Here is an 11,431-nt window from a genome sequence, read left to right as displayed (position 1 = left end):
GCCCAGCCCTCCACCGCCCGCGACTTCGCGAGGCGGCGCGACTCGTCGTCGCGCACGCAGGTTTGATTTGGCCGAATCTGTTTCATCCCGGCAAAATCAAGGGGTAAGCCTTGCCGTGGCGGCCCTGCGCCCCCAGTTGTTGGCTTCCAGTCCCAAGAAGAACCTTCACCGACGCAGGAGCGCCGATGCCGCATGCCGACAGCCTGATTATCACCCTGGTCGGGGGTTTCGTCCTGGCCTTCGTGTTCGGCATGTTGGCCAATCGGCTGAAGTTGTCGCCGCTGGTCGGTTATCTGGTGGCGGGGGTCGTGGTCGGTCCCTACACGGGGGGCTTCGTCGCCGATACGGAACTGGCGCCGCAACTGGCCGAGATCGGCGTCATTTTGCTGATGTTTGGCGTGGGGCTGCATTTCTCCCTGGCGGATCTGATGAAGGTCCGCACGGTCGCCATTCCCGGCGCCCTGGTTCAGATCGCCGCCGCCACCGTTCTGGGCTGGGGGCTGGGCCGTTTTCTGCTGGGGCTGGGCGATGTCGAAGCCCTCTTGCTCGGCTTCTCGCTGTCTGTGGCCTCAACCGTGGTGCTGTTGCGAGCGCTGGAAGAGCGCAAGCAGCTTAAGAGCCACGCCGGCCGCATCGCCATGGGCTGGTTGATCGTCGAGGACCTGGTGATCGTCATCGCCCTGGTCATGCTGCCCCTGCTGATCATTGCGCCCGGCGAAACCCTCAGCGGGACCGAGCTGGCCAAGTCGATCGGTTGGACCCTGGTCAAGGTGGCCGGCTTTGTCAGCGTCATGCTGGTCGTCGGCGCCAAGGTCCTGCCCTGGGTTCTGGTGCGGATCGCGCACACCAAGTCCCGCGAGCTGTTCACGCTCGGCGTGCTGGCGATCGCCCTGGGCATCGCCTGGGTCGCCTATTACCTCTTCCACTCCTTCGCGCTCGGCGCCTTCCTGGCGGGCCTGGTGCTGAACAGTTCGCCGCTGGGCCACAATGCGGCGGAGCGTTCGCTGCCGCTGCGCGACGCCTTCGCCGTGCTCTTCTTCGTCTCCGTGGGCATGCTGTTCGACCCGAGCATCCTGCTGCGCGAGCCGTGGGCCGTGCTCGGGGTCCTGGGGATCGTCATCGTCGGCAAGTCCCTTGCCGCCCTGGCCATCACCACGGTGTTCAAGCTCGACCGATCGACCAGTCTGACCGTCGCGGCCAGTCTGGCCCAGATTGGCGAATTCTCCTTCATCCTGGCGGCGACGTCGGTCTCACTGGGCGCCATGAGCCGCGAGACCCATGACCTGATCCTCGCCGCCGCCCTGCTGTCGATCTCGCTCAATCCCTTCGTCTTCGCCCTGATTGACCGCATGGGCGGGCGCATTCAGCCGCCGCCGAAGAAGCTGGAGCCTGAGCCCAAGACGGCGCTCGCCGAGGTGATGTAGCCATTAAAGAAGGCCCGGCGTTGGTCCGCCGGGCCTTCTCCGCATCAGCGTTCCGGGGGGATTACAGGACGCCGATCATGCTCGCGACCAGGGGGTGGCGCACGATGTCTTGCTCGGCCAGACGAACCACGGCGATGTCCGGCACCGCCTCCAGCCGCGCCGCGATGTCAGACAGACCCGAGATGCCGGGCAGGAGGTCCGATTGCTGGGGATCGCCGGTCACCACCATGGTCGAGTGCCAGCCCAGCCGGGTGAGCAGCATCTTCAACTGGACGTAGGTGCAGTTCTGCGCCTCATCCACCACGATGAAGGCGTTGTTCAGCGTGCGGCCGCGCATATAGCCGATGGGGGCGATCTCGATCAGACCCTCGGCCATCAGGGCCTTGACCCGCTTCATGCTGAGGCGGTCCGACAGGGCGTCGTAGAGGGGGCGCAGGTAAGGGGCCAGCTTGTCTTCCATGTCGCCGGGCAGGAAGCCGATCGATTCCCCGGCCTCGACGGCGGGACGCGACAGGACGATGCGGCCGACCTTGCCCGCCTCCAGCGCCTCGACCGCCTTGGCCACGGCCAGATAGGTCTTGCCTGTGCCTGCCGGGCCGAGGGCCAGAACCAGGTTGTGGGCGTCGACCGCCTCCATCAGTTCGGCCTGCCCGTCGGACTTGGGCTTCAGCGTCTTGAGGTAGGCCTGATCACGGTCGTCGTTGGAGGGGTAGGGCGACCAACCATTGCGTGGCGGCAATCGCCGGACCTTGGCGTCCTGCAGGAATTCCCGCGAATCCAGCACGCCTTCACGGACTTGATGCTTGATGGCCGAACGCTTCGTCATGAACGCCTCCAGGGCATGAAAAAAGGCGAGCCCGGCAGGGTCTCGCCTTGGACGTCGGTGGGGGAGGAGAGGGCCGGAATAATACGGCGGCCGCCCGGATCGGCTGCAGGGTCGTCGCCGCCGCAGAGGCGTCGTCCCGGAACCGGTCGCGAACACGCCATGCGTATTCTCCAGCATCTGGCCGGACCGGGCTTGATCCGGCTTCGGATCCGGGGCCGAAATGGCGACCTCGAATCGCATCAACAGAATGATGCTAACGTAGTTTATGAGGGCTTAAAGCCATCATTTTCTGAAACATAGGCGGTGTTCGGATGAGTGTTTACAGTCTTGGCGACAGCAAGCCGCAGCTTCCGCCGGAGGGCGAATACTGGATCGCGCCGAATGCAACGGTTCTAGGGAATGTGATTCTGCATCCCGGCGCCAGCATCTGGTTCAACACGGTTTTGCGAGGAGACAACGATCCCATCGTGATCGGCCGCGACAGCAATATTCAGGACGGCAGCATCCTGCACACGGACGTGGGTTCGCCTCTGACCATCGGCGAGGGCGTGACGGTGGGGCACAAGGCCATGCTGCACGGCTGTACGATCGGCGACAACAGCCTGGTCGGCATCGGAGCGGTGATCCTGAACGGTGCGCGCATCGGAAAGAACTGCCTGATCGGCGCCAACGCCCTGATCACGGAGGGCAAGGTCATTCCCGACAACTCCCTGGTCATGGGACAACCCGGCAAGGTGATGCGGGAACTTGAGGCGGGTCAGATCGAGGCGTTGCGGATATCTGCCCAGCACTATGTGCAGAACTGGCGGCGCTATCTGCGGGATCTGAAACCGCTTGTGTGACCCCCTGGCGGGTAAGGCCGCGTCAGGATGGCACAGCCTGTTCTGGCGTTTCCCGCTGCGGGGCAACGGAAACGCAAGGCTTTTGCGCTTTGATGCGTCATTGAGGCGGCCCGCGACTTGCAGGGCGCGGCGCGACTAACAATGCAGGAGAGCCCAGCCGATGCGGGTGCGGATCAAGACTTTGCTGGCGGCGACCGGGGCCTTCATCGGCCTTATGGCGATGGCCGACAGCGCTGCGGCCCAGTGTGGCGGCAACACCTGTCAGCCGCCTCCGCCTCCGCCGCCCCCGCCGATTCCGGGCGGACCTTGCGGCGGCGGAGTTTGTCTGCCGCCTGTGACGCCGCCGTGCTGCGGATCGGGTGGCAGCGTCAACGTGAACGTCAATGTGAACGCTGAAGCTTCGGCGACGGCGCGCGCCTTTGCGGGCGCTCGTAGCGGGGCGACCGTGATCGTCGGCGGGGGCGGCGGCGCCTATTTCAACGTCGATCAGCCCTATCCCACGACGATCCAGGGCTTGTCGGTCGAAGGCAAGACTATGGAGATGATCCGCGTGCCCTATACGGCGTCGCGACGGATGGAAAAGCGGGTCGTCATTCAGGCCTATTGCATCGACGATCGCGCGGTGCCCCATCCCGCTTCGCAGGTCCGTCCCGGCAAGGACGTGGCGATGGACTACGAAGGCGAACTGTATCGCTGCATCGCCGGGACGCGGTTGCAGTGGACCATCAGCGACGAGGGCGGCGGTCCGGGCGAGGCGGTCAACTGCAACAAGCGCGAGGCTCTGTGGTACGGCCGGGGCGGCATGCTGGAATGCCGGCCTGAGAAGCAGGAGCGCGATTGCAATGAACGTTCTCTGCTGCGCCGCTATGGCGCCGGCGTGAAGGTCCTCACCATGATCCGTGAGGAAACCTACACCGAGTATCGCGAGGAAATGGTCGAGGCGGTCGGCGCCGTGGCCTCTGGCGCGGTGATCATGCTGGACGGCGGCGTTGGCGGCCGCGTCTTCTGAATAGGCCGTTCAGCCTGGCGTCATGCCGGTTGAGTCAGACTGGGTTTATCGGCTCTCCGTCGATAGGCCAAAAGACTTGGGGCCCCGATCCGCTGGATCGGGGCCCCATTTTTGTGGTCGGTTCTCGCCGCTACTGAGCGGGCGCCTTGTCCGACACGACCTCGGCCTTCCATGCCGTATCGGCCGTCAGATACTGACGGGCGGCGGCCTGGATGTCGGCGACGGTGAAGGATTCCAGATCGCTGATGTGCGACTGGATCTGCTCCAGCGTGGCCGGCTTGGCCGCGAGGTCTTCGAGTTGGCCGAGCCAGTACTCGTTGCCGGCCTGGCTGCGGCGCAGGGACTCGATTGTTGGCAGACGGGCGCGGTTCAGTTCGTCCTCTGTGATCGGGGTGTCGCGAAGCGAGGCGGTGATAGCGTCCACGGCGGCGTAGAAGGCCGGGATCTTGTCGGCAGCCGTCTCGGCCATCACGAAGATGGAGCCGTAGCCCTTGAACACGTCAGACGCGGACGAACCGACGCGCGGCGAATAGGCCAGGGCCTGCTTCTCGCGAATTTCGTCGAGAACACGCAGCTTGAAGACTTCCGCAAGGATGCTGACCTTGCGCGCCTCGGTGCGATCATCGACGGCGTCCGTGGTGGGCCAGGCGATATAGCCTAGAGCCTGTTCGGCCGGTCCAGTGTGCGTCAGGCGAACCGGCTGGGCGGTCGGGGCCGGGAATCGACGCTGGTCGGAGCCCGGCAGAGGTTGGGCCGCCGGAGCGCGGGTCGGCAGGGCGGCGAAGGTCGAAGCCACGGCGGCCACGGCGTCGTCCACCGAGACATCGCCCACCATGACGATGTCGATCGGCCCGCTCGATAGGCCCTGGACCACGCCCTGTTTCAACTCATCCAGGGTGAAGGCCGCGATATCCGACGCAGCCGGCACGGTTTCACGCTTGTCGCCGCTGGCCAGCAGGCCGGCGGCCTGAATGCCGAAGGCGCCGCCCGGCGTGGCGAGTTGCTGAGCCAGGATCTGAGGGAAGAAGGCCTTGATCTGCTCGAACGGCGCGGCGCGCAGGCCGGGATCGGTCAGATAGGCGGCCAGCACCTGCATCTGCAGTTGCAGATCGGCCGGGCGCGTGGCGCCGGACAGCTGATAGGCGTCGCCGTCGATCGAGAAGCCGGCGCTGTAGATCTTGCCCGTCAGAACGCGGCTCAACTCATCGGCGGTCAGTTTGCCGAGGCCGCCCTGGGTAAAGACCATGGGAGCCATCATCTGCGAGGTGAAACGGTCGGTCGGGAGGCCTTCTTCACCGATGCCGGTGCGCACCGAGACGAGGATCTGCTCATCCTTGAAGGTGGTGGGCTTGACGGTCAGACGCACGCCGTTGGCGAAGCTAACTACCGTAGCGCCGACTGCTGCGACTTCGGTGCGGTCGACGGGCGTCGCAGCGGCGCCGAACTCGGCATAGGGCCACTGGAGCTCGGCCTGTGCGGCGCGCGCCGCTACAGGCACGGCGCGGCTGGCTTCCAGGGCGGTTGTGACGCCCGCCTCTCCACCTTCGATGGCTTCTGGCGTGACCACCAGCGCCAGCGGCCCCTGTCCTTCAAACACGGTCTTGACCGCCGTATCGACCTGAGCCGCTTTCAAATCCTTCACCACGGCCTCGAACAGAGCCAGGTTGGTGGCCGGCGCCGAGAAGACGCGGTCGTCGTTGGCGGCGCCGAGGATAGCGTTGGCCAGACCCGGCGTGCTGCGGGTCGCTGCCGCCTGGACGGCGTTCTCCAGCGCGGTTCGGCTGTTCGCGATCTCGCGGTCCAGTTCGGCCTGACCGACCCCGAACTCAACCAGTCGGCGCTGCTCCTGGTCGATAGTCTCCAACGCACGCGTCAGGCCGCCCGGGTTGAAGTTGGCCGAGATAGAGCCGATGTCGACGCTGTTGAACAGGCTGCCGCTGCCGGCGCTGGCCTGGATGAAGGGCGGGTTGTCGGCGCGCGCGATTTCGCCGAGGCGGCGGTTCAGAACGGCAAGCCCGAGGTTCTGCAACAGGCTGTCGCGGCGCTCGGCGACGGTGTCAGGGTCGAGATCGGGATTGCGGACCCAGTTCAACTGAATCGAGGATTGCACGCCGGGCTCGACCAGAATCCGGGTTTCAGGTGAACGGGCGGCGACCGTTCCAAGATCGGGATCCGGGCCGTCGGCCGCCTTGGGACGCCAGTCAGAGAAGGTGGCGCGGATCTTGGCTTCCATCTGATCCACATCGAAGTCGCCGACCGCGATCATCGTGGCGCGCGACGGACGATAGTAGGCTTCGTAGAACTCGACAAAACGCTCCCTGGGCGCGGAACGAATGATGCTGAGATCGCCGATCGGCAAACGGTTCGAAAGACGTTGTCCGGGCGCCAGCAGAGCGATCTGCGCCTTGAGAGAGCGGAGGCCGGGGGTGTTGCGCAGTCGCTCTTCGCCCTCGATCACGCCGCGCTCGGCGTCGATATCCTCGGCCTTCATCAGGGCTTCGGAGACCTGCTCGCGCATGATGCGCAGCGAGGTGTCGACGGTTTCGTCGTTGGTGCGCGGCAGTTCCAGCGTGTAGGCGGTCTGGTCGAAGCTGGTGAAGGCGTTGGTGTCCGCGCCGAAGGCCAGACCCAGGCGTTCCAGAATGCGCAGCAGTTCGTTCTCGGGCACATTGGTCGTGCCGTTGAAGGCCATGTGCTCCATGAAGTGGGCCAGACCCAGCTGGTCCTCGTTCTCCATCAACGAGCCCGCGCCGATGCGCAGGCGTAGAGAGGCCTGCCCCGGAGGCGTGGCGTTCTTCATGATGGCGTAGCGCATGCCGTTCGGCAGGACGCCGAAACGGACGTTGGCGTCAGCGGGGATGTCGCTGGCGGCCTGCGCCCAGGGTTGGGACGGTTGCGCATCCTGCGCGACGACCGTGGGCGGCGTCAGAGCAATGGCGGGCAGGGCGGCTCCGCCCAGAAGGGCGAGGCTTGAGGCGGCGAGCAGCAGCAGACGGCGAGGGGAGCGCATTTCAGCAATAGTCTCCGAACCGTGCGATCAGGCTGCCCCCGGGACTGACTGCGGCCCTGCACGTTGGTCGCGTGCAGCACGTATGCACGTTCGACCAAAGTGACAAAGGTCCTTGACTATCTCAAGTTACGGAAAGTTAATTTCCGCCGGTCTGAGTGACGTAGAAGCTTGCTGTGTTGCCGACGGCGTTGGCGCCGGCGATGACGTTCCGGCCGTTGCCGTTGATCGTTGACGTGGCCATGGCGCTGACGTTGCCGCTGTTGGTCTGCACATTTCTGGCGTTCAGGTCGCCGACGCACTCGGCGCAGGCGTAGCCGGTGACGGAGTTGCCGGCGGCGTTGGCGCCGACATAGGCGTCATAACCCTTCTGGCCCACAAAGGACGCGGTCGCCTCCACTCCGCCGGAGTTCAGCTGGGTGTTGTCGATGTCGACATAGATGTCGTTGTTTCCAGCAGTGACCTCGTTGGCGATGGCGGTGGCCGCAGCCGTCGCCTTGCCGAAATCGTAGGAACTCAGTTCGGCCTCGCTGCGGATGAAGGCGGTGTTGGCCTGGTCGGTGGTCGGGACCAGGGATCCGCCCTGATTGTAGAATCCGGCCTGATTTCCGCCAGCATGCGCCCGGGCTGCGAGATTCCAGCCGTTGCCGGCATAGACGCCTGTGTCCGCCTCGACGAGAGCGCCCGAAGAGCGCTGGCGCACCCCCAGCTCCTGATTGGCCGATGGTCCCGACGTCGCCTGGACGGCATTGGCCACGGCCTGGGTGGAGAAATCCGCAGGTTCTCGCACGAAGCGGGGCGAGGCGGTGTTGCTGGCGCGGACAAGACCCGTCGTGGTCTGATCGATGCTGCCGACCAGGGCTGCGCGATCGCTGCCCGACCCATTCCCGGCCAGGGCCACGGTGTTGCCCAGGGCAGCCGCCGCGACCTGCCCGCCGCCGACCATCTGGGCGTCCTGCCCGGTGATCACGGTGGATGCGGTCACGTCGCCGCTGAGGGCCTGCGTCGCATCGAGCGCCATCTGCCCCCGGCTTGCCGTGCCGGCGAGATAGTTGCCGCGCGCCTGTGTTACGCTGGTCGTCAGCCCGTTCGTCTCTCCGCCTAGGGTAAGCGAGGTCGAGGCCGAGGCGTCGCCGCGCATGTCCTGGGACGAGCTGACATCAAAGTCACGACCGTCGCCACCCACAACGGCGCCATTGCCTTGCGAGGCGGTGGACACGGTGACCTGATCACTGACGTCGACGACGTTCAGGGTCTGCCCAGCAACGACGTCGCCGAGCTGAAGCTGTTGGTTCAGGACCAGACCGCGGTCCTGCGCAGCGGCCTCAGTAACGGCCGCGGCGCACATCGCCGTCGCGGCGATCGTGCCAGCGAGACGGATCCGCGCGTGTCTGACCATTGTTCGTTTCCGTGTTTGCGTAGGCGGGATAGTAGCCGCCGGTCGGGCCGACAGGAGAGCCGCCCAGAGGATCATTGGCGGGGCTGAGGCAGACCTCGGGACCCGGCGCGCCGTAAAGATTGGCCATGAACTCGACCGTGGCGCGTTCAACCAGAGCGCGGACGGCCAGTTGCACCGGCTCCATTCCGCTGGTTCCGGCCGAGATGTCGAAGACATTGCCGTTCAGGAAGTCGAACACACCGGCCGAAATCTCGCGACCGACGATCTGCTTTTGGTAGGAGACGACATCGACGACCTCCAGCGTGGTGGTCTGCACCAGACGCAGGTCGATGGCGATGTTCATCACGAAGACCTTGCCGGTCAGCAGGCCCGAGCCGCCGCCGGCCTCGACTTCGCCCCCGGCGATATCGAACCCGCCGGAGCGAATATTGTAGTTCACCTCGGTGATGCCGCCGACCACATAGAAGTCGGAGCCCGGCACCTGACCCGCCAGGATGCGACGGTAGGCTGCGTCCTCCGGTGCGCCGTTCGGCTGATCATCGCTGATCAGCTTGTTGTTGGCGTATCGCAGCTCCAGTTCCGACACCGACGTATCATAGCGCTCGACGATGCGCGCGCCGGCCTTGGCAAGGGCGGTGTTCGTCATCAGCGAGGCGCCCTGAGTGATCTGGCGCCCGCCGTCGGCGGAGATGGAGCCCGTGTAGTCGCTGATCCGGCCCACAGCCATGCGCGGTGACGGCAGGTTATAGCGGCGCGCGTAATCGGCGAGGCAGTAGAGGGCGGTGGAATAGGGCGTGGGGTTTGACGTCACCGGCGCATTGCCGATCGGCGTCGCGTAGTTGCCCGACGGGCCGGCGCTGGTCGCGCATCCGGCCAGCACGCTGGTGGCGGCGAGCGCGACGGCCGCGACCCGCAGCGGACGAGAAAAGTTATGGAAACTCATCAGAAATTCAGGGTCCCATTCAGCGCGGTCCCGGCGGTGATGTTGCCAGTGTTGTTTTGCGTGGAATTGACGATCACCGTGTTCCGATTGCCTTGGACCACGACATTGAGACTGTTGCCGATGGCGGTGGCGCCCCCGATGGACGTCCCGTTATTGGAAGAGCCGGTCCCCGCGTTCCCGCTGGATACGCCGGCCGATGAACTGGAATAGCTGCTGGCGCCCGACTGGATGATGCCGTTGACGATCAGTCGGTTTCCGTTGCCGTCGCGGGTTGAACCGCTCGAAGGCTGGGCGGTGGTGTAGCGCGAAGCGCCATACCCGGCCTGGAACTGCGCTGCGCCGGCGGATCCGGTCGATTGCGCTGACGCAGTGCTGGCGGCAATGATCGGTAGGGCCAGGGTGACGGCGGTCAGGATCAGTCTAGAAAACGGCATAAGGTACTCCGCAGGCGATGCAGGTCGCCAAGCAACCCTCGTGCCAGTTTGGAACGCGGGTCTTAAGATCGGCTTGAGATTGCGCCGCTCTTTGTCCATCAAGGACTTATGCAGAATTCCCCCGATGATCCGGTCGAGCCTTCGCGCGAACGGGTGTTCAACGCCCCCTTTCTGCCGCTGCTGATCGCGGCTTCCATGCCGGCCTTGTTCTGGTTTCAGGAACGATTGCCGGACCAGGGCATGTCCATGGCCTTCAGGGCTGTCGACCTCTGGCAGGGCCGTTGGACGGGGCTGTTCACCTCCATGCTGCTTCATGGGGGCTGGACGCATGTGATCATGAACGCTGTCGGCGCGCTGGCCTTTGGGGCGCCGGTCGCGCGCCTGCTGTCGCGTCGCTATGCGCCACTTGCCTTTGTTGCTCTCTATATCGCCAGTGGAGTTGTCGCGGCCTTCGGCTTCGCCCTGTGCCATCCTGACAGCGCCAGCAATCTGGTGGGCGCATCAGGCGCGGTCTTTGGTCTGATCGGAGCAGCGACGCGTCTCATGGGGGGACATGGCCGGGTGATGCCATTGTTCCACTCCGTCGTTTTGAAGCAGGCGGCTGTCTGGATGTCAGTGAATCTGGTGATCGGCCTGATCGGTTTTGCGCCAGGCGGAGGCGGCGCGAGCATCGCCTGGGAGGCGCACGCCTTTGGCTTCCTCTTCGGTCTGCTGGCGATTGGACCGGTGGCGCACTGGTTTGGACCGCGACCGGATTTGCGTCCGGCCCAAGTCTGAGCGATCCTCCTCTTCTGTAGCGGCCGGTCCGCGGTCGCCTTTCTCGTCAGACGGAAGGAGCCGCCATGCTGGTCGCCGAGATTCTGAAAGGTAAGGGGCAGGCGGTCTTCACCCTGTCGCCCGAGGCGGCGCTGAGCGAGGCCTGCGCCGAACTTGACCGTAGGGGCGTCGGCGCTCTGATCGTATGCGAGGGCGACGAGGTCGTCGGCGTGCTCTCGGAACGGGACATCGTGCGCGCCATTTCGCGCGATGGCGCCGCAGCGCTGTCGCAGCCAGCGTCCCATTATATGACGGCCGAGGTGATCTTCGCTGCGCCCACCGAAACCGTTTCGGTTCTGATGACACGCATGACCGACCGCCGGATCCGTCATTTGCCGGTGTTGCGTGAGCGCCAGCTGGCGGGCGTCGTCTCCATCGGCGACGTGGTGAAGTGCCAGATCGCCGAGGCTACGCAGGAGGCAGAGAGCCTGCGCAGCTATATCGCTGCGGGCTAGCCGTCCGGCCCGCATTCCCTGACTCTTGTTCGTTCGGTTTTTTGTGAATCTGTCATTGATGGGTTGTGGAGTCGGATGGGTGTCCGTATATCCGCCGCTCGCTTGGAGACGGGCGGGGCGCGGGGTTTCGGAGACGGGCTTTGCGAAGTGGATTTGGGAGCGTTTGTTTCCGGGTTTGCGGATCGGCTGAAAGGTCGGTTGACAGGTGGTTTGGCCTTCTTTAGATAGCCGCCTCCTTCCGGGTCTTCGGGTCTGGGGAAGTGTTGAGAAAGTTCT

Annotated in this window: 10 protein-coding genes; 5 read left to right on the top strand and 5 right to left on the bottom strand. The window is 65.1% G+C overall.

Annotated elements, in window-relative coordinates:
* Nucleotides 1–185 precede the first annotated feature (185 nt).
* A complete protein-coding gene (locus B4A39_RS05635) occupies nt 186–1,424 on the top strand; it encodes a cation:proton antiporter (RefSeq protein WP_292034223.1) in 1,239 nt (412 codons plus the stop codon).
* A gap of 61 nt (nt 1,425–1,485) precedes the next feature.
* Here B4A39_RS05635 and B4A39_RS05630 read toward each other — a convergent pair whose 3' ends face one another.
* Nucleotides 1,486–2,262 (bottom strand): PhoH family protein, encoded by a 777-nt coding sequence (locus B4A39_RS05630; RefSeq protein ID WP_292034227.1) that lies wholly within the window; start codon nt 2,260–2,262, stop codon nt 1,486–1,488.
* A 299-nt stretch (nt 2,263–2,561) separates the two neighbouring features.
* On the opposite strand from B4A39_RS05630, the gene B4A39_RS05625 reads away from it, so the two are divergent.
* Together B4A39_RS05625 and B4A39_RS05620 are read left to right on the top strand one after the other, a co-directional pair.
* The gene (locus tag B4A39_RS05625) at nt 2,562–3,092 is read left to right on the top strand and encodes a gamma carbonic anhydrase family protein (protein WP_292034221.1); all 531 of its coding nucleotides are present in this window, start codon (nt 2,562–2,564) and stop codon (nt 3,090–3,092) included.
* 385 nt (nt 3,093–3,477) lie between these two features.
* Nucleotides 3,478–4,101: a hypothetical protein gene (locus B4A39_RS05620; RefSeq protein WP_292034218.1), complete on the top strand. Its 624-nt coding sequence runs from the start codon at nt 3,478–3,480 to the stop codon at nt 4,099–4,101.
* Between the two features lie 130 nt (nt 4,102–4,231).
* On the opposite strand, the gene B4A39_RS05615 is transcribed toward B4A39_RS05620, so the two are convergent.
* The 4 genes from B4A39_RS05615 to hfaA all read right to left on the bottom strand — a co-directional run bounded on the left by B4A39_RS05615 (nt 4,232) and on the right by hfaA (nt 9,983).
* A complete protein-coding gene (locus B4A39_RS05615) occupies nt 4,232–7,111 on the bottom strand; it encodes a M16 family metallopeptidase (protein WP_292034216.1) in 2,880 nt (959 codons plus the stop codon).
* A 136-nt stretch (nt 7,112–7,247) separates the two neighbouring features.
* Entirely contained in the window at nt 7,248–8,507 is a 1,260-nt protein-coding gene (gene hfaD / locus B4A39_RS05610) for a holdfast anchor protein HfaD (RefSeq protein ID WP_292034214.1), read from the bottom strand.
* A complete protein-coding gene (gene hfaB / locus B4A39_RS05605; RefSeq protein WP_292034212.1) occupies nt 8,434–9,450 on the bottom strand; it encodes a holdfast anchoring protein HfaB in 1,017 nt (338 codons plus the stop codon). Before hfaB ends, hfaD begins: the two co-directional genes overlap by 74 nt.
* Nucleotides 9,450–9,983, bottom strand: coding sequence for a holdfast anchoring protein HfaA (hfaA, locus tag B4A39_RS05600; protein WP_292034225.1), 534 nt, complete (start codon nt 9,981–9,983; stop codon nt 9,450–9,452). Before hfaA ends, hfaB begins: the two co-directional genes overlap by 1 nt.
* A 9-nt stretch (nt 9,984–9,992) precedes the next feature.
* Here hfaA and B4A39_RS05595 point away from each other — a divergent pair, with 9 nt between their 5' ends.
* Both B4A39_RS05595 and B4A39_RS05590 read left to right on the top strand, forming a co-directional pair.
* Complete coding sequence (locus tag B4A39_RS05595) at nt 9,993–10,661, top strand: rhomboid family intramembrane serine protease (protein WP_292034211.1); 669 nt, start codon at nt 9,993–9,995, stop codon at nt 10,659–10,661.
* A gap of 65 nt (nt 10,662–10,726) precedes the next feature.
* A complete protein-coding gene (locus B4A39_RS05590) occupies nt 10,727–11,155 on the top strand; it encodes a CBS domain-containing protein (protein WP_292034208.1) in 429 nt (142 codons plus the stop codon).
* The last annotated feature ends 276 nt before the right edge of the window (nt 11,156–11,431 follow it).

The organism is Brevundimonas sp. UBA4553 (assembly GCF_002387245.1).
Lineage (GTDB): Bacteria > Pseudomonadota > Alphaproteobacteria > Caulobacterales > Caulobacteraceae > Brevundimonas.
The sequence above is the reverse complement of the archived record's forward strand: the minus strand, read 5'-3'. Positions and strand labels throughout refer to the sequence as shown.